Here is an 18,434-nt window from a genome sequence, read left to right as displayed (position 1 = left end):
AGCAGACAGCAGTTAAAATTTACCATCATTGTGGTATTCAGTTACTCTATATCAGGCTTTTTCAGTACATTTGTGCTCCATTAAAGAAAAGACGTATGATAAAAGCCCTGTTTTTCGATATAGACGGGACGTTGGTTAGTTTCAACACTCACGAAATTCCTTCGTCTACCCTCGCAGCCATAGCCGAAGCAAAAGCTAAAGGTATCAAGATATTCATCGCTACCGGACGCCCGAAAGCGATTATCAACAACCTCACCGCCCTCCAGGAACGGGAACTGATAGACGGCTACATCACCATGAACGGAGGGTATTGTTTCGTTGAAGATGAGGTGATTTACAAACATTCCATCCCGGTACAAGATGTTAAGGCACTGGCTGCACTTTCGGACGAGAGAAACTTTCCCTGTATCTTTGTAGCCGAACATACCGTAGCTGTTTGCAATACCAACAAGCTGGTTAACGAAATCTTTCATGATTTCCTGCATGTAGATATCCTGCCCATCCAAACTACAGCCGAGGCTACGCAAGCCGAAATCTTTCAGATGACCCCATTCATCACTACCGAAGAGGAGAAAACGGTATTGCCTTTACTCCCGAACTGCGAATCCGGACGCTGGTTTCCTGCATTTACAGATATCGTAGCTAAAGGTATCCGCAAACAAAAAGGAATAGATGAAATCATTCGCCATTTCGGTATCGGACAGGAAGAAACAATGGCATTTGGTGATGGAGGCAACGATATCAGTATGTTGCGCCATGCAGCCATCGGAGTAGCCATGGGCAATGCGAATGACGATGTCAAAGAAACCGCCGACTACATAACCACTTCTGTAGACGAAGACGGAATACAAAAAGCATTAAAACATTTCGGGATCATCTGACGTGGAATTTACAATAGACACCGGTAATAAGGAGTTTCAGGATGCACTGAATCTGATTCAGTATACTCGTCAATCAGTTTTCCTCACGGGGAAAGCGGGAACGGGTAAATCTACTTTCCTGAAATACATCTGTAAGAATACCAAGAAGAAGCACATCGTGCTGGCACCCACCGGAATCGCTGCCATTAATGCCGGTGGCAGCACTCTGCACAGCTTCTTCAAACTTCCTTTTCATCCGTTACTTCCTGATGATCCGAATCTGAGTTTGCAACGGGGACGCATCCATGAATTCTTTAAATACACCAAGCCACACCGTAAATTGCTGGAACAGGTAGAACTGGTCATTATCGACGAAATATCAATGGTACGCGCCGATATGATTGATGCCGTAGACCGCATTTTGCGTGTATACAGTCGTAATCTGCGCGACCCCTTCGGAGGAAAACAAGTTTTACTGGTAGGCGATGTATTCCAGCTTGAACCGGTAATCAAAGGGGATGAACGGGAAATTATCAACCGCTTCTATCCCACTCCTTATTTTTTCTCGGCACGGGTCTTCAACGAGATCGAATTGGTATCTATCGAGTTACAGAAAGTATATCGTCAGTCAGATGCAGTCTTTGTCAGTGTACTCGACCACATCCGGAGCGGAGCAGCAGGGGCAGCCGACCTTCAGCTGCTCAACACCCGCTATGGCGCTCAAATTGATGCTTCGGAAGAAGATTTATACATCACTCTGGCTACGCGCCGCGATACGGTAGAAACCATCAATGAACGGAAACTTACCGAACTCCCCGGCGATCCTGTAGTGTTTGAGGGCGAAATCAACGGCGACTTTCCCGAAAGTAGCTTGCCCACCTCAAAAGAACTGACCCTGAAACCGGGAGCACAAATCATCTTTATCAAAAATGACTTTGAACGCCGTTGGGTAAACGGTACCATCGGTGTAGTAAGCGGCATCGACAACGACGGTATCATCTACGTCATCACCGATGATGGCAAAGAGTGTGATGTCCACCGGGAATCATGGCGCAACATCCGTTACAAGTACAACGAAGAGAAAAAGGAGATTGAGGAAGAAGAACTGGGTACTTTCACACAATATCCCATCCGCCTGGCATGGGCCATCACCGTGCACAAAAGCCAGGGTTTGACCTTTAGCCGTGTAGTCATAGACTTTACCGGAGGAGTGTTTGCCGGCGGACAAGCTTATGTAGCTCTCAGCCGTTGCACATCGCTTGAAGGAATTCAACTGAAAAAGCCTATCAGCCGCGCGGATATTTTTGTCCGTCCCGAGATTGTCAGTTTTTCCGGAAGATTCAACAACCGGCAAGCCATCGACAAAGCATTAAAACAAGCACAGGCCGATGTGCAGTATGCCGCAGCTGCCCGTGCTTTCGACAAAGGAGATTTCGAGACATGCCTCGAGCAGTTTTTCCTGGCCATTCATTCCCGTTATGATATAGAAAAGCCTGCCGCCCGAAGATTAATTCGCAGGAAATTGGGAGTCGTCAACCTATTGCGGGAACAAAAAAGGAAACTACAAGCACAAATGGAGGCACAGAAAAAAAGCCTGCAAAAGTATGCCCGAGAGTATTTGCTAATGGGAAACGAATGTATCACTCAGGCGCATGACGTTCGGGCCGCCCTTGCCAATTATGACAAAGCGATTGAGCTCTATCCCGAATACATCGACGCCTGGATACGAAAAGGAATCACGCTGTTCAACGAAAAAGAGTTCTTCGATGCCGAGAATTGCCTGAACCGGGCAGTCAGCCTGCGTCCTTCAGAGTTCAAAGCACTCTATAACCGAGGCAAACTTCGCCTGCAGACAGAAAACATAGAAGGGGCTTTATCAGACCTCGACAAAGCAACTAGCCTGAAACCTGAACATCCCGGAGCACACGAACTTTTCGGAGATGCATTATTAAAAGTCGGTAAAGAGACAGAAGCAGCCATCCAATGGCGTATAGCAGAGGAACTACGAAAAAAGAAGAAATAAGGTAAGTTTATTTCTGTAATCTATTTCACCACAGGATTACACAGATCTTCACAGATTAATAATTTATTTCATTGTCAATATATAAAGTATCTGTGTTAATCTGCATAATTTGTGATGAGATGGATTCGCCCTATTAAAAGAGGACTATACAGTAAAACATAATCCCCGATAACCTTGGACTTCTTGTCTTTTATTACTAACTTTGTTATCACTATAAACCTAACAACCAGTGCAATTATGAAGAAAGGATTCAAAATTACAGCAATCGTCATCGGCGTCATTCTGATACTGATGTTTCTCCTTCCCTTTGCCTTCCGTGGCAAGATTGAAGGTATCGTAAAATCGGAAGGCAACAAAATGCTTAACGGTCATTTTGATTTTAGTAGCCTTGATATCAGCTTATTCCGCAATTTCCCCAAAGCTTCCGTCACCCTGAATGATTTTTGGCTGAAGGGAACCGGAGAATTTGAAAACGACACATTGGTGAAGGCCGGCGAGGTAACAGCGGCTATTAACCTGTTTTCGCTTTTTGGAGATGACGGATACGATGTATCCAAAGTAGCTGTTGAAAACACCCGGTTACACGCCATCGTACTTCCTGACGGAAAAACTAACTGGGATATCATGAAACCCGATTCATCCACTGCCGGCGAAACCCAAGAAAGTGGTGAATCTTCTACTTTCCGAATTAAACTCCAGCGTTTTGTCATCAAAAACATGAATGTGGTATATGACGACCGGCAGTCCGCGATGTACGCCGACATACACAATTTCAATGCGCTTTGTTCGGGTGATCTGGGTAGCGACCAGACTTTACTCAGCCTGGAAGCCGAAACTGAAGCCCTGACTTATAAAATGAACGGTATCCCTTTCCTCTCACAAGCTAACGTCTACGCCAAGATGGATGTAGATGCCGATCTGGCACACAACAAATTTACACTGAAAAAGAACGAATTCCGTCTGAACGCCATTAAAGCCGGCATTGACGGATGGATAGAGTTGAAAGACCCTGCTATCGACATGGATTTGAAACTCAACACCAGCGAAATAGGATTCAAAGAAATCTTGTCACTGATACCGGCCATTTATTCCAAAGAGTTCAAGAATCTGAAAACAGATGGTACAGCAACTCTTGAAGCTACAGCGAAAGGAATACTGCAAGGTGACACGGTTCCACAGTTCGATGTCCGACTGGCTGTAAAAAACGCCATGTTCCGATATCCATCCCTGCCGGCGGGAGTCGATCAGATTAACATCGACGCACAAGTTCGGAATCCGGGAGGTAACATTGACCTGACCGAGATAAGCATACATCCTTTCAGTTTCCGACTGGCGGAAAATCCGTTTAGTCTGACAGCCGACATAAAGACACCTGTCAGCGACCCGGACTTTACAGCCGAAGCCAAAGGGGTACTTAATCTGGGCATGATCAAGCAAGTCTATCCGCTGGATGATATGGAGCTGAATGGTACTGTTCGTGCGGATATGACAATGGCCGGACACCTGTCATACATCGAAAAGGAACAATACGATCGTTTCTCCGCTTCGGGAACCATTGCCCTCAGTGATATGAAGTTGAAAATGAAAGAGATGCCGGATGTAGAAATAAAAAAATCCCTGTTCACATTCACTCCGAAATATCTGCAACTCAGTGAAACGACAGTAGCCATCGGAAAGAATGATCTTACTGCCGACTGCCGGTTCGAGAACTATATGGGCTATGCTCTTAAAGGGAGCACACTGAAAGGTGTCCTGAATGTCCGGTCGAACCATCTGAATCTAAACGATTTTATGACGGCAACAACTGACAGTACCGCCCAAACATCACAAGCATCTTCGACCGAAGAAACCGCCAGTATGATCGAAGTTCCGCAGAATATCGACTTCCAGATGGATGCCGGCCTGAAAGAAGTGTTATTTGACAAGATGACTTTTACAAACATGAATGGCAAACTTATTGTGAAAGACGGAAAAGTCGATATGACAAATCTGTCAATGAACACCATGGGAGGAAGTGTCGTTATGAACGGATACTATTCGACCGCCGATCCGAAGAAGCCGGAAATGAACACAGGATTCCGTATGGAAAATATCGGTTTTGCACAGGCTTACAAAGAACTGGATATGGTGCAGCAAATGGCTCCTATCTTTGAAAACCTGAAAGGCAACTTTTCGGGTAATATGCATATCCGGACTTTACTCGACAACCAGATGAGCCCTGTCATGGATACGATGCAGGGAAACGGAAGCCTTTCGACCCAAGATCTTAGCCTCAGCGGCGTAAAAGTAATCGACCAGATAGCCGAAGCCGTAAAGAAGCCTGAACTCAAAGAGATGAAGGTGAAAGATATGGCACTGGATTTCACCATCAAAGACGGAAGAGTATCTACCAAGCCGTTCGATATCAAACTGGGTGACTATGTCATGAATCTTTCCGGAAGCACAGGACTCGACCAAACCATCGACTATTCGGGAAAGATCAAATTACCGGCATCGGCAGGTGATATCGCCAAACTGACTACCCTCGACCTGAAAATAGGAGGTACTTTCTCCTCACCCAAAGTATCACTGGATACGAAAAGCATGACCAATCAGGCAGTGGAAGCGGTGACAGACAAGGCAATCAGCGAAATCGGGAAAAAACTCGGGCTGGATTCGGCTACAACGGCCAACAAAGACTCCGTGAAGGAGAAGGTAAAAGAGAAAGCCGTAGAAAAGGCACTCGATTTTCTTAAAAAGAAAATAAAATAACGTGAATCAGGAGTGAGAGAAGTGATTCGCATAAATAACAGACAATTATGATACTCAAACTTTACGAAAAAAATAATAATCCTCAGGACCTGCAACGGATTGTAGACCTACTGAACGACGGGGGATTGATTATCTATCCCACAGACACCATGTATGCCATCGGTTGCCATGGCCTGAAGGAGCGTGCCATCGAACGCATCTGCCGGATCAAAGAGATTGACCCGAAGAAAAACAATCTCTCTATTATTTGCTATGACCTGAGCAGCATCAGTGAATATGCCAAAGTGGACAACAACATTTTCAAGTTGATGAAACGCAACCTGCCCGGACCTTTCACTTTTATCCTGAACGGAACTAACCGGTTGCCCAAAATCTTTCGAAACCGGAAAGAAGTAGGTATCCGTATGCCGGATAACAGTATCATCCGTGAAATTGCCCGTCTGCTGGATGCTCCGATCATGACCACCACGTTGCCTCATGACGAGCACGAAGACATAGAGTACGTCACTGACCCGGAACTGATCGACGAAAAACTCGGTGACGTAGTGGACCTCGTGATCGACGGAGGTATCGGAGGGATTGAACCTTCGACAGTTGTGAACTGCACTGAAGGAGAAGCCGCCATCGTCCGGCAGGGAAAAGGGGAACTGGAAGAGGCCTGACCCATCAAACATTTTTCAGATGCAGGGTGTTAGTATATAAAACCCAAACAATAGCATTTGATTATGAAAAAAGTATTATTCTTTGCATTGGTGCTGACCATTGCCACAGCATGCAGCCAAACAAAAGATTCGTATCTGGAGGGCTTTAAGCTTTTTATCGAAAGCGTACAGAAAAACGCTCAAGACTATACAAAAGCCGACTGGGAAAAGGCTGACGAACAATTTACGAAACTGAAAGACAGTTATAATAACTTCAGTAAACAAATGACTTCGGACGAAAAAGGAGAAGTGATAAAACTGGAATCCACTTATGCTGCCCTAAAGTTAAAGAAAATAGGAGATGACATGAAAGAAAGCACCAAAGATGCATTTGAGAAAGTCAAAGATACAGCCAAAGATGCAGCCAAAGACGTAAAAGAAGGTGCGCAAAAGGCTGCTAAAAAAGGTGAGAAAGCAATGGAAGGGATCAAAGACGGTCTGAAAGATTAGTTCCTCAACAGACTTTCGTGTCAGACTGATAAAGAGAAGAGGATAAGCCAAAAGTTCTTCCGGCCTATCCTCTTCTTTATTTTTATGCCTGTATTACTTCAGCAATGACTGCGGATCGAGGTGATCTGCTTCGATATCCTTGAAATAACGATAAGTACCAACTTTCAGTTCGGCAGTAGCAGCATCATCGCAAACGATGATACCTTTTTCGTGCATCTGCAATGCACTGATCGTCCACATCTGTGTAATGGCACCCTCTACGGCATGATACAATGCACGTGCTTTGTTGTGTCCGTTTACGATAATCATCACCTCACGGGCAGAAAGCACAGTACCCACTCCCACAGTCAACGAAGTCTTGGGAACCTTGTTAATATCATTGTCGAAGAAGCGAGAGTTCGCAATGATCGTATCTGTTGTCAGTGTTTTCTGACGGGTACGAGAACTCAGCGAAGAGCCCGGTTCGTTGAAAGCAATGTGACCGTCAGGACCAATACCTCCCATAAACAGGTCGATACCGCCATACGATTTGATCTTTTCTTCATAACGTGCACATTCAGCATCCAGATCGGCAGCATTTCCATTTAAAATGTTCGTGTTCTCCGGTTTGATGTCGATATGGCTGAAGAAGTTGTTCCACATAAAAGAATAGTAGCTTTCCGGATGTTCTTTCGGCAGTCCTACGTATTCGTCCATGTTGAAAGTAACAACATTCTGGAACGATACGATTCCTTTTTTATTCAGGTCGATCAGTGCCTTATACATACCCAGTGGAGATGATCCTGTGGGGCATCCCAGAACGAAAGGTTTTTCCGGAGTGGGATTGGCAGCTTTGATCTTAGCAGCAACATAATGTGCCGCCCATTGAGAAACGGACTGATAGTCCGGCTGAATGATTAGTCTCATGTTCGATTGTTTTTATCAGGTTAATAAATTAGGGGTAACTTATACTCTGTCTTTTTTTAAACGGCCGGCCATAGCACGTGCCAGGTTCTCACACTGTTGATATGTGATCTCCTTCATGGCCTGTTTCATTTCTACAGGATCACCGACCAATTCAAATTTACTTTTCTCTGCAAACTCGGCCATACGTTTCACGGCGGCACCTGCCCACGTGAACGAACCGAAATACCCCAGATAACGTCCTTTCAATTCACGAACCAATATCTTGGACAGAAGCGACTCCACTTCCGGGAAAATCTGGTTACTGTAAGTAGGGCTACCGATAATCAATCCTTTATAACGGAATATATCGGCAAGGATATAAGAGGGATTACTTTTGCTGACATTGTGCATCACAATGTTTTTGATGCCCTGTGCCGAAAGCTCAGCTGCAATGGCTTCTGCCATTTGTTCGGTATTACCGTACATACTGCCGTATGCAATTACCACACCTTCATCTGCGTCATAACGGCTCAGTTTATCATAAATGCCTACCACTTTCGTGATATTCTCAGTCCATACCGGACCGTGCGTAGAACAAATAGCCGAGATAGGAAGTCCACCCAACTTTTGCAAAGCTTTCTGTACCGGTGAACCGTATTTGCCGACGATGTTCGAATAATAACGAACCATTTCGCCCCAATAATGGTCGATATTCATACGTGTATCCACGAAGCCGCCATCCAGCGTACCAAAACACCCGAAACCATCACCGGAGAAGAGTATGCCATCTGTTTCGTCAAATGTCATCATCGTTTCCGGCCAGTGTACCATCGGAGTCAGGTAAAAGCGCAGTTTATGACGTCCAAGAGCGAGAAAATCACCATCCTTAATCAGATATTGCTCGCCGGTCACACCATAAAAACCTTCAATCATACCGAAAGTCTGTTTATTGCCAACGATCACAATGTCGGGATAGTGTTGCTTAATCAATCGGATAGAACCTGAATGGTCCGGTTCCATGTGATTTATAATCAAATAGTTGATAGGACGGTCGCCTATGATATTTCTGATTTTTCGAAGATATACTTCGAAATAGCAAATATCCACTGTATCGATCAGTGCCACCATTTCATCATCAATCAGATAAGAGTTATACGAAACTCCATAGGGCAAAGGCCACATTCCCTCAAAGAGGTGCTTGTTACGGTCGTTAACTCCCACATAATGAACGTTTCCTTTAATTCTTGTTTTCTGTTCCATTCTTTTTTTTAGTTTAATTTAGCTACAGGGTACGAGTAACAACAATACCCAACGGTACCTCTCAGCTTGCAACTCGTAACTCGCAACTCATTCGCTTCGCAAAAATAGTTCTTTTTTTCTAAACCAGGTATGCCTTTCCCTGATAAGCACCCCTTTCTTTCATTCTTTTTTGCACGCGGGCAGTAAATTCATAATTCTTCAGCCCCCAATCGGGTGCAATCAGAAGTTCTTTCGGTGATTGTGAAACAAATCGCTCAAGTATCAGATCGGGGCGCAGGTGTTCCACATAGTCGATTACCAGATCGATATACTCGTCCACACTAAAGAGATGAAAATCCTCGGGGCGGCACTCAAACTCACGTGCCATTTTCGTACCACGTATCAACTGCAACTGATGCATTTTAAGAGTGGTCAATGGCAAACGGGACAATTCGGCCGCCTGAGCGATAATTTCGTCATGGGTCTCTCCCGGAAGACCGAGGATGACGTGTCCTCCGGTCAGAATCCCGCAAGCAGCCGTCCGGTTGACAGTTTCTACCGTATCGGCATAGGTATGCCCACGGTTGATACGTTTCAAAGTAACATCCCGGGTAGTTTCAATCCCATATTCTACCAAAAGGAAAGTGTGCTTATTCAGTTCTTCCAGATATCGCAACAGGGGATCAGGCATGCAGTCCGGACGTGTGCCGATGACCAGTCCCACCACCCCGTCCACACTCAAAGCCTCTTCATATTTCCCTTTCAGTCCTTCAAGCTCGGCATAGGTATTGGTATAAGCCTGAAAATAAGCCAGATATTTCATATCCGGATATTTATGGGCAAAGAATTGCTTTCCTTCCTCAAGTTGCCGGGTGACGGATTTCTCCGTTTTACAATACTCGGGATTGAATGTTTGGTTATTACAGTACGTACAGCCTCCCAATCCCTTCGTTCCGTCCCGGTTAGGACATGTAAAACCCGCATTAAGAGATATCTTCTGTACCTTATAGGAAAAGTATTTTTTCAGAAAGAAAGTAAATTCGTTATATAAAGGCGTCGGAGCCGGTTTAGTCATAGAATATCATGCTTTTGTAAACAGTACAAATATACATAAAAAGTTATAGAAAAGAGCCGTTAGCTATTTTTTTCTGTATCTTCACCCTTATACTGCTCTTTAAATTTATACGAAAGCACGTAACATCTGTAGATTGACGTTAACTTAGAAGATCTGAGAAAGTGTCTGAAAAGATTATATAAATAAAGAAAATGTGAGCAATGTCCACATGAAGCATCTTCTCCAACCGAGGGTGTAGCCATCCGGAGGAAAGGGTGTAGCCCTAGGCATAAAAGGGTGTAGTCATCCGCATCGTATGGCTACACCCTTTCACCTGTTCATAGATAGCGGTTATTAAAGTTCCAACCGCTCCTTCAGTAATTTATATCCGGAATTACTCACTTTCAGCCTTACGCCGTTTTTTAACGAGAGCTGATAATTTTCTTTTCCAAAGAGTTCAACCCGTGATATTTGCGTCACGTTCACTATTGTAGAACGATGCACACGCACAAATCCTGCTGATGGCAGATGGGCATCAAAATACTTCATGGTCTGCTCCTTGACATATTGTCCCGAAGGGGTCACCAATGTGACATAATCGCCACATGCCTGTATGTAAAGCAACTCGTCGGTACGGATCAGATGAATGTGTGTACCATCTTTCACCGTGATGCGGTCAATACATTCTGCCTCTTCCGGCAACGCTTTATCTTCGCGGCATTCAATCTGCCTCAATTCTTCACGAAGGGCTTCCTCTCTCGAAACAGCCTCTTCTAATATCTCTTCCTGAACGGTATTCAGCGACTGCAAGCGATACCACAACATCATCACTCCCCAGGCCAATGCTCCAAACAATATACGGAAAGGAAGCGTCTCACCAAAAGGAGCATATACTTGTCCCATATTCTGTTCCAGCACATATTGCACGGCAAAGCCTCCCGCCAGCCAGAAAAGCAGAGCCAAAGCGGCTATCAGCAAGTCGGTCTGCAATATAGAGACAAGGCCAATGACATACCATGCCAGATAGGCCAGGAGGCAAAGCAATCCGACAGATAAAATCCCGTCTATTGCAGCCGGAAGCGTGTCGGCTCCGGCATAGCCCCAAAGTAGAGTTGTTTGTATCCCTGCTGCTACAACGGCCAATATCAATGCCGTCATCCACCGCCGGGAAGATTCTTGTATAGGATGTATATCCATGTTTTATTTTCAACTTTTTATATCAATACCTCCGAATGTCAAATCACCCCGGATCACCAATATCCGGTTCTGATCGATCATACCCCCGCCAAAACGTTTGTCCTGACAACCGCCCAGACAGGTAGTACACCGAAACACTACTTTCCAATCGGAAGGCACATAAATTTCTATTCCACCAAATGTACAATCAATATCGAGAAACGTTTCTCCTTCGGGAAGAGTCGTACGCCGCAAGTCGATAACCGTCCCGCCAAAAGAGTTTTGTATAGTTCCGCCTTTAAACACTTCATCGAGCACCACCTGCCTGATGCCGCTAAATGTGTTTTCGGAGTGCAGCACTCCATCTGTTGAGTTATATTGGCTACTGGCAAAGTTCCCTCGGTGCGAACGCTCGTGCCGGGCTCGTTTCGGCCTGAACAGAAAAGCAAGTCCGATAACAATCAGGACAATCGGGAAAAGAGTGACATGAATTCCTGCAGGCATCCATCCCAAATACGGACTGATCAGATAGGCACCGATAGCAAGCAGTATCCCGCCCCGCAAAATCTGACGCCGCAACATTAAGTAAATTCCTAAAAGAATCAGTAACATTTGCCAGGAAACCAAAATACCAAACAAGGTATAAGAAATCCATCCCAGATTGCGAGCCAGCAAAAGCACTCCTGCCGTTATAAAAATAAAGGCGATAAAAAACTTACCGTATCTCCGAGCAGGAGATGAAAACTCTTTCTTTTCCATATATTATTTCATTGTTAATTATTTCTTTTAATCTTTGTGGGCAAAGATACGCCATTTACCACCTCCCGGAAATACTTTTTCGTCAATAACAGTACGCCAACCGATGAAAGGGGGATAATTCCCGATAAAACCGGACCTGTTTTTCACCGATTGCGTACAAGTTTGAACCGATATAGTCATATCTCTTTATCGGGAGACACTCCGGATTCTCTCCCCTTTGTCTCTATACACAAACAAAGCCGGGTAGAGCCTCCGTTTCATAGGGACAAAGCCTCCGTTTGTGTCCCGTACAGCCTCTGTCCGTATCAAACAGAGACTCTGTTTTTTCGTTAACCAACGCTATTTCACAGATATTTTACCCCTCCTGTTTTGAAGGCTCACCGTTTATCGTTACCTTTGCGGACACATAGAAACAACCTATAAAATCATCTAAGCCAATGAAAAGAAAATTCATTTTTCTGTTTTTCTGTCTGTGCTGCCTTGCCGGCTTTGCACAAGGAGGCAAAGCGCTCGACCTGAAAGAAATTAACTCGGGCAAGTTCAGCCCCGAAAACATTTATGGTGTGGTTCCCATGCCTGACGGCGAACACTACACACAAAGAAATGCCGAAGGTACACAGATCGTGAAATATTCCTTCCGCACGGGTGAACCGGTGGAAGTGGTATTCGATGTGACAAAAGCCCGCGAATGCCCCTTTAAGAAATTCGACAGTTACCAATTTTCACCGGACGGATCAAAAATACTGATTGCAACCGAAACCAAGCCCATCTATCGTCATTCTTATACGGCAGTCCACTACCTGTATCCGGTGAAACGGAACGACAAAGGAGTGACTACCAACAATATTGTTGAAAAGCTATCGGACGGTGGTCCGCAGCAAGCCCCGGTATTCTCTCCGGACGGAAACCTGGTGGCGTTTGTCCGTGATAATAACATCTTCCTGGTAAAGCTTTTGTATGGCAACAGCGAATCGCAAGTGACTGAAGACGGCAAGTTGAACAGTGTACTGAACGGTATTCCCGACTGGGTATACGAAGAAGAGTTCGGTTTCAACCGTGCCCTGGAATTCAATGCCGATAATACCATGCTGGCCTATGTTCGTTTCGACGAATCGGAGGTTCCATCATACACTTTCCCCCTGTTTGCAGGTGAAGCACCGCGTTATGATGCACTGCAGGATTATCCGGGAGAATACACTTACAAATATCCCAAAGCAGGTTACCCCAACTCCAAGGTGTCAGTACATACGTTCGACATCAAATCGAAAGTGACCCGTCAGGTGAAGCTGCCGATAGACGCCGACGGATATATCCCGCGCATCCGTTTCACTCAGGATCCCAACAAACTGGCCATCATGACACTGAACCGTCACCAGAACCGCTTCGACATGTATTTTGCCGATCCTCGCAGCACAGTGTGCAAACTGGCCCTACGCGACGAATCTCCTTATTACATCAACGAAAATGTATTCGATAACATTCAGTTCTATCCCGAATATTTCAGCTTTGTTAGCGATAAGAGCGGATATCCTCACTTGTACTGGTATAGCATGAACGGTAACTTGATCAAACAAGTGACCAGCGGCAACTATGAAGTAAAAAACTTTATCGGATGGAATCCGGATACCAACGAGTTTTATTACACCAGCAATGAAGAAAGCCCGATGCGTCAGGCGGTATACAAGATAGACCGTAAGGGCAAGAAGATGAAACTGAGCAATCAGCCGGGAACCAACAGTCCCATCTTCAGCAGCTCGATGAAATATTTCATGAACAAGTTTACCAGCCTCGATACTCCGATGCTGATTACCTTGAATGACAACACAGGTAAGGTCTTGAAGACTCTCGTAACAAATGATAAACTGAAACAGAAACTGGCCGAATATGCCATACCGCAAAAAGAATTCTTCACGTTCAAAACAACAGAAGGAGTCGATCTGAACGGCTGGATGATGAAACCGGTCAATTTCGATCCTGCCAAACGTTATCCGGTACTGATGTTCCAGTATAGCGGTCCGGGTTCACAACAGGTTCTGGACAAATGGGGAATCAGTTGGGAAACCTACATGGCAAGCCTCGGCTACGTGGTAGCTTGTGTAGATGGTCGCGGCACAGGTGGCCGTGGCAGTGAATTCCAGAAATGCACCTACCTGAACCTGGGTGTAAAAGAAGCTAAAGACCAGGTGGAAGCTGCCAAATATCTGGGTGGACTGCCTTATGTGGACAAAGGACGTATTGGTATCTGGGGATGGAGTTTCGGCGGATATATGACCATCATGAGTATGAGCGAAGGTACACCCGTGTTTAAAGCCGGAGTTGCTGTGGCCGCACCTACAGACTGGAAATATTACGATACAGTATATACCGAACGCTTTATGCGCACACCGAAAGAAAATGCCGAAGGCTATAAAGCTGCTTCAGCATTCAGCCGTGCAGACAACCTGCATGGTAACCTGCTCCTTGTACACGGTATGGCAGATGATAATGTTCACTTCCAGAACTGTACAGAATATGCAGAGCACCTGGTACAACTCGGAAAACAGTTCGATATGCAGGTATACACCAACCGGAATCATAGTATCTATGGCGGAAATACCCGTAACCACTTGTATACGAAGCTGACGAACTTCTTCCGGAATAATTTATAAGAAACAGTTCTCGCCACAGAGAGGACACGGAGTACACTGAGGATTATTTTAATGATTGAATTTTAAAATAAAACTCTGTGTACTCCGTGTCTTCTGTGGAGAATCATAGAATAAAAACAATACTATATGGGAAACGATAAACGGGTGCGCAAACCCGAATGGCTTAAAATCAGCATTGGAGCCAATGAACGCTATACCGAGACCAAACGCATTGTCGAATCGCACTGCCTGCACACCATCTGTAGCAGTGGGCGTTGCCCCAACATGGGCGAATGCTGGGGAAAAGGGACAGCTACGTTCATGATTGCCGGTGACATCTGTACCCGCAGTTGTAAATTCTGTAATACCCAGACCGGACGACCTCTGCCTTTGGATCCCGACGAACCGACCCACGTTGCAGAATCGATTGCCCTGATGAAACTCTCACACGCAGTTATCACATCTGTAGACCGCGACGATCTGCCTGATTTGGGTGCAGCCCATTGGGCACAAACAATTCGTGAAATCAAACGACTAAATCCGGAAACAACTACCGAAGTACTGATTCCCGATTTCCAGGGACGCAAAGAGCTTGTTGACCAAGTGATAAAAGCCTGTCCCGAAATCATCTCCCATAACATGGAGACTGTGAAACGCATCAGTCCACAGGTGCGTAGTGCCGCCAACTATCACACCAGCCTGGAAGTGATCCGCCAAATAGCCGAAAGCGGTATTACGGCAAAATCGGGCATTATGGTTGGTCTGGGTGAAACTCCTGCTGAAGTAGAAGAGTTAATGGACGACCTGATTTCCGTCGGTTGCAAAATCCTCACCATCGGGCAATATCTGCAGCCAACCCACAAACACTTCCCGGTTGCAGCATACATTACTCCGGAACAGTTTGCTGTTTATAAAGAAACAGGACTGAAGAAAGGGTTCGAACAAGTGGAAAGCGCACCGTTAGTACGCTCCTCGTATCATGCAGAAAAACATATCCGATTTAATAATAAGTAGTAAGAACATAACAGGCTCCTTGTTTGTTTTACAAGTAAACGGCAAAATAATACAATAAAAACATATGGGTAACAAAGGAGTACTTTCTTCTGCATTTAATATGTCATTGGGCTTTATCCCTGTTATTGTTTCCATCCTCTTATGCGAATTTATAACACAGGACATATCAATCTATATCGGTACAGGTATCGGGCTTATCTATTCGTATAGGTCTCTGTCTCGTAAAGGGGCCCGCATACCCAATTTTATCCTCTATATCTCTACGGGAATCTTGACATTACTGACTCTGGCAAGCTTTATTCCCGGAGATTTCGTTCCGGAAGGAGCATTGCCGCTTACACTTGAAGTCAGCATACTGATTCCGATGGTTATTCTATTCCTGCACAGGAGGAAGTTCATCAGCCACTACCTGCGTCAAAATGCCCAATGCAACCGGCGGTTGTTTGCTCAAGGAGCAGAATCTGCCATTGTATCCGCACGGGTCGTACTGATTTTAGGTATTCTCCATTTTGCTGTCATCAGCCTGACGGTTTTGGTAGCACATCCCCTCACCCGGACTTCCATACTTGTACTTTATCACGTATTGCCGCCTACTATATTTATTCTCAGCATCCTGCTCAATCAAATAGGTATCCGTTACTTTAATCATGTAATGGCGCATACGGAATATGTCCCCATCGTCAATACCCGTGGTGATGTAATCGGAAAAAGTCTGGCTGTGGAAGCTATCAACTATAAGAATGCCTACATTAATCCGGTGATACGCATTGCTGTTTCCACCCACGGCATGTTGTTCCTCTGTAATCGTCCGCAAAGCTGCATCCTCGATAAAGGCAAAGTGGATATACCGATGGAGTGTTATCTCCGATACGGGGAGACACTGACGGCGGGAGCCAACCGCTTATTGAGCAATGCTTTTCCGAAGGCCTCTGATCTGAAACCGACATTTACCATCTCCTATCATTTTGAAAACGAACAGACCAATCGTTTGGTCTATCTGTTCATTGTCGATATGGAAGACGACTCCATTCTCTGCGATCCACGATTCAAAGGAGGAAAGTTATGGACTTTCCAACAAATAGAGCACAACTTAGGTACTCACTTCTTCAGCGAGTGTTTCGAGTTGGAATACGAGCACCTGAAACAGGTTATTGGTATAAGAGAAAAATACAAGGTATCTTAGTCAGGTCGGGTACTTTTCCTTGCCACTCTTTTATGGTTTTAGTACGGATATATTCTCCCTCACAAGTGATATTCGCTGCAATACACAAGCGGGTCTGCGGACGACAATTGTGCAGAATATCCTCCACCATCTTATTGTTACGATAAGGTGTTTCTATAAATAGCTGTGTCTGATGCTCGGCATATACCCGTTGCTCAAGAGCTTTTATTTTTTTTGCACGCTCACCCGGCTCTATAGGCAGATAGCCGTGAAAGGCAAAACTCTGCCCGTTAAATCCCGAACCCATCACAGAAAGAATGATAGACGAAGGTCCTACCAACGGAACTACTTTCAGGTTTTTACGTTGTGCAATAGCCACCACGTCAGCTCCCGGATCGGCTACAGCAGGACAACCGGCTTCGGAAATCACTCCCATGGACAAACCGCCTGCCAGCGGTTTCAGATAACCGGAAATATCTTCAGGAGAAGTATGTTTATTCAGCGGGTAAAAAGTGAGTGAGTCAATATCAATCTCACGGTCTACCTTTTTCAGGAAGCGGCGGGCCGAGCGAACATCTTCGACAATGAAGTGCTTGATGCCCTGAATAATTTCTTTATTATAAGAAGGTAATACAGACTCGATCGGAGTGTCGCCCAAAGTGACGGGCAAAAGATAAAGAGCGGTATCCATGAATAGGGTATTTAATAGTTGAAATTTTACGGATTAAAACGCGATTCCGTGAACATACGTTCATAGTCGCTCATTTCAAGCAATTGCCGTAAAGTTGTTTTCTTATGATGTTTCATATATGAGGTGATGATTTTCGTACCGATCCAGGTACCTACCATCGAAGGCGCATTCTCGCCTAAAGTGTTAGTGAAAGGAGCCGGACGGGTATATTGACGTACCACCATCGGATCCGTAGCATGCAAATGATCTTGCTCAAGAATATATCTCCACATCTGCTGTTGGTTCTCTTTACACCATTCCCTTTCTAAATCCGAATATCCCAACGCTTCTTCCGATGAGGAATAGTCCAACAGATGTTGTACCACATAATTGATTTTACCATAATGCATCATTACATCGAGTAATGTACGGGAGTAATCCATCGGAAAAGGATACTGGCTCATCAGATAGAACACCAAACAATCGGGGACGATCCGGTCAGGACGCATAGTACGCCGCTGATAGTTGTAATAGAAACGCTTGTAAAGCGGATAGTCTTCACCCATATACTTGTCAAGGCTAATACCCAACACGCTGTCAGACAGAACAATGGATTCATTGAATGCCGAGATCTGCGTATATATCATAGGAATCATGATATCCGGAATCTCCTTTTGTAATTTCCCAAACCCTTTGGTCAGATTTTTTTCAACCGATTCCAATTCCGGGTATTTGGCCTCCACATCTTCTATAAGACGGACCAAGGTTGTATCCGAATAGAAAGTTTTCAATCGCTGGAAAATATGGTCATCGCTCACCTGGCCAATAGCCAATACATCTTCAATCAACAATTTGGTGGGCAAGGCATACTCCAGGTTCATTTTTTGTAAAGCAGAAAAGCTGTTGAAACGAACGTATTCGTCCAACAGCTTATCATATCTGACTACGGAAATTCCCTCTTCTTCCATAGGGTCCGCCACAGGTTCCGCTTTCCCCACCCGGCAGGATGCGAAAAGCAGACTCAGCAAAATAAGAAGAATATCGTCTTTCCGTATTTTCATTA

General features: G+C 45.0%; 16 protein-coding genes. 8 read left to right on the top strand and 8 right to left on the bottom strand.

Annotation, left to right across the window (positions count from 1 at the left end; translation table 11 throughout):
* The first annotated feature begins 95 nt into the window (after positions 1-95).
* From BF9343_RS04285 to BF9343_RS04265, 5 genes are all read left to right on the top strand, one after another.
* Complete coding sequence (locus BF9343_RS04285; RefSeq protein WP_005813085.1) at positions 96-881, top strand: Cof-type HAD-IIB family hydrolase; 786 nt, start codon at positions 96-98, stop codon at positions 879-881.
* Position 882: 1 nt separating this feature from the next.
* Entirely contained in the window at positions 883-2,883 is a 2,001-nt protein-coding gene (locus BF9343_RS04280) for an AAA family ATPase (protein ID WP_005785291.1), read from the top strand.
* 237 nt (positions 2,884-3,120) lie between these two features.
* Complete coding sequence (locus tag BF9343_RS04275; protein WP_010992239.1) at positions 3,121-5,634, top strand: AsmA family protein; 2,514 nt, start codon at positions 3,121-3,123, stop codon at positions 5,632-5,634.
* Positions 5,635-5,681: 47 nt separating this feature from the next.
* The gene (locus BF9343_RS04270; protein WP_005795972.1) at positions 5,682-6,296 is read left to right on the top strand and encodes an L-threonylcarbamoyladenylate synthase; all 615 of its coding nucleotides are present in this window, start codon (positions 5,682-5,684) and stop codon (positions 6,294-6,296) included.
* 63 nt (positions 6,297-6,359) lie between these two features.
* Complete coding sequence (locus BF9343_RS04265) at positions 6,360-6,785, top strand: DUF6565 domain-containing protein (protein ID WP_010992238.1); 426 nt, start codon at positions 6,360-6,362, stop codon at positions 6,783-6,785.
* Positions 6,786-6,878: 93 nt separating this feature from the next.
* On the opposite strand, the gene nagB is transcribed toward BF9343_RS04265, so the two are convergent.
* The 6 genes from nagB to BF9343_RS23585 all read right to left on the bottom strand — a co-directional run bounded on the left by nagB (position 6,879) and on the right by BF9343_RS23585 (position 12,078).
* On the bottom strand, positions 6,879-7,691 hold the full coding sequence (nagB, locus tag BF9343_RS04260; protein WP_005775719.1) for a glucosamine-6-phosphate deaminase: 813 nt from the start codon (positions 7,689-7,691) through the stop codon (positions 6,879-6,881).
* Between the two features lie 39 nt (positions 7,692-7,730).
* Positions 7,731-8,930 carry an FprA family A-type flavoprotein gene (locus BF9343_RS04255; RefSeq protein WP_005795977.1) on the bottom strand — a complete coding sequence of 400 codons (1,200 nt, stop codon included), beginning with the start codon at positions 8,928-8,930 and terminating at the stop codon, positions 7,731-7,733.
* Between the two features lie 118 nt (positions 8,931-9,048).
* Complete coding sequence (locus BF9343_RS04250) at positions 9,049-9,984, bottom strand: TIGR01212 family radical SAM protein (RefSeq protein WP_010992237.1); 936 nt, start codon at positions 9,982-9,984, stop codon at positions 9,049-9,051.
* A 333-nt stretch (positions 9,985-10,317) separates the two neighbouring features.
* Positions 10,318-11,160 (bottom strand): LytR/AlgR family response regulator transcription factor, encoded by an 843-nt coding sequence (locus tag BF9343_RS04245; protein WP_005785274.1) that lies wholly within the window; start codon positions 11,158-11,160, stop codon positions 10,318-10,320.
* A gap of 9 nt (positions 11,161-11,169) precedes the next feature.
* Positions 11,170-11,898, bottom strand: coding sequence for a LiaF transmembrane domain-containing protein (locus tag BF9343_RS04240; RefSeq protein WP_005785272.1), 729 nt, complete (start codon positions 11,896-11,898; stop codon positions 11,170-11,172).
* Between the two features lie 27 nt (positions 11,899-11,925).
* The gene (locus BF9343_RS23585; RefSeq protein ID WP_014298319.1) at positions 11,926-12,078 is read right to left on the bottom strand and encodes a hypothetical protein; all 153 of its coding nucleotides are present in this window, start codon (positions 12,076-12,078) and stop codon (positions 11,926-11,928) included.
* Positions 12,079-12,335: 257 nt separating this feature from the next.
* Here BF9343_RS23585 and BF9343_RS04235 point away from each other — a divergent pair, with 257 nt between their 5' ends.
* The 3 genes from BF9343_RS04235 to BF9343_RS04225 all read left to right on the top strand — a co-directional run bounded on the left by BF9343_RS04235 (position 12,336) and on the right by BF9343_RS04225 (position 16,722).
* Positions 12,336-14,546, top strand: coding sequence for a S9 family peptidase (locus BF9343_RS04235; protein WP_005785270.1), 2,211 nt, complete (start codon positions 12,336-12,338; stop codon positions 14,544-14,546).
* Positions 14,547-14,672: 126 nt separating this feature from the next.
* Positions 14,673-15,539, top strand: a complete 867-nt coding sequence (lipA, locus tag BF9343_RS04230) for a lipoyl synthase (RefSeq protein ID WP_005795984.1) — start codon at positions 14,673-14,675, stop codon at positions 15,537-15,539.
* Between the two features lie 64 nt (positions 15,540-15,603).
* Positions 15,604-16,722, top strand: a complete 1,119-nt coding sequence (locus tag BF9343_RS04225) for a hypothetical protein (protein WP_005785267.1) — start codon at positions 15,604-15,606, stop codon at positions 16,720-16,722.
* On the opposite strand, the gene BF9343_RS04220 is transcribed toward BF9343_RS04225, so the two are convergent.
* Together BF9343_RS04220 and gldB are read right to left on the bottom strand one after the other, a co-directional pair.
* The gene (locus BF9343_RS04220) at positions 16,688-17,392 is read right to left on the bottom strand and encodes an SAM-dependent methyltransferase (protein ID WP_005785265.1); all 705 of its coding nucleotides are present in this window, start codon (positions 17,390-17,392) and stop codon (positions 16,688-16,690) included. The genes BF9343_RS04225 and BF9343_RS04220 overlap by 35 nt on opposite strands.
* A 26-nt stretch (positions 17,393-17,418) precedes the next feature.
* Positions 17,419-18,432, bottom strand: coding sequence for a gliding motility lipoprotein GldB (gene gldB, locus BF9343_RS04215; protein WP_005785263.1), 1,014 nt, complete (start codon positions 18,430-18,432; stop codon positions 17,419-17,421).
* Between the last annotated feature and the right edge of the window lie 2 nt (positions 18,433-18,434).

Origin of the sequence: Bacteroides fragilis NCTC 9343 (assembly GCF_000025985.1) — a bacterium.
Classification (GTDB): Bacteria; Bacteroidota; Bacteroidia; order Bacteroidales; family Bacteroidaceae; genus Bacteroides; species Bacteroides fragilis.
The sequence above is the reverse complement of the archived record's forward strand: the minus strand, read 5'-3'. Positions and strand labels throughout refer to the sequence as shown.

Bases quoted from the DNA above. Each gene is read 5' to 3' on its own strand.
- BF9343_RS04285 (WP_005813085.1), top strand. From the start codon at position 96: ATGATAAAAGCCCTGTTTTTCGATATAGACGGGACGTTGGTTAGTTTC.
- BF9343_RS04275 (WP_010992239.1), top strand. From the start codon at position 3,121: ATGAAGAAAGGATTCAAAATTACAGCAATCGTCATCGGCGTCATTCTG.
- BF9343_RS04270 (WP_005795972.1), top strand. From the start codon at position 5,682: ATGATACTCAAACTTTACGAAAAAAATAATAATCCTCAGGACCTGCAA.
- BF9343_RS04265 (WP_010992238.1), top strand. From the start codon at position 6,360: ATGAAAAAAGTATTATTCTTTGCATTGGTGCTGACCATTGCCACAGCA.
- nagB (WP_005775719.1), bottom strand. From the start codon at position 7,691: ATGAGACTAATCATTCAGCCGGACTATCAGTCCGTTTCTCAATGGGCG.
- BF9343_RS04255 (WP_005795977.1), bottom strand. From the start codon at position 8,930: ATGGAACAGAAAACAAGAATTAAAGGAAACGTTCATTATGTGGGAGTT.
- BF9343_RS04250 (WP_010992237.1), bottom strand. From the start codon at position 9,984: ATGACTAAACCGGCTCCGACGCCTTTATATAACGAATTTACTTTCTTT.
- BF9343_RS04245 (WP_005785274.1), bottom strand. From the start codon at position 11,160: ATGGATATACATCCTATACAAGAATCTTCCCGGCGGTGGATGACGGCA.
- BF9343_RS04240 (WP_005785272.1), bottom strand. From the start codon at position 11,898: ATGGAAAAGAAAGAGTTTTCATCTCCTGCTCGGAGATACGGTAAGTTT.
- BF9343_RS23585 (WP_014298319.1), bottom strand. From the start codon at position 12,078: ATGACTATATCGGTTCAAACTTGTACGCAATCGGTGAAAAACAGGTCC.
- BF9343_RS04235 (WP_005785270.1), top strand. From the start codon at position 12,336: ATGAAAAGAAAATTCATTTTTCTGTTTTTCTGTCTGTGCTGCCTTGCC.
- lipA (WP_005795984.1), top strand. From the start codon at position 14,673: ATGGGAAACGATAAACGGGTGCGCAAACCCGAATGGCTTAAAATCAGC.
- BF9343_RS04225 (WP_005785267.1), top strand. From the start codon at position 15,604: ATGGGTAACAAAGGAGTACTTTCTTCTGCATTTAATATGTCATTGGGC.
- BF9343_RS04220 (WP_005785265.1), bottom strand. From the start codon at position 17,392: ATGGATACCGCTCTTTATCTTTTGCCCGTCACTTTGGGCGACACTCCG.
- gldB (WP_005785263.1), bottom strand. From the start codon at position 18,432: ATGAAAATACGGAAAGACGATATTCTTCTTATTTTGCTGAGTCTGCTT.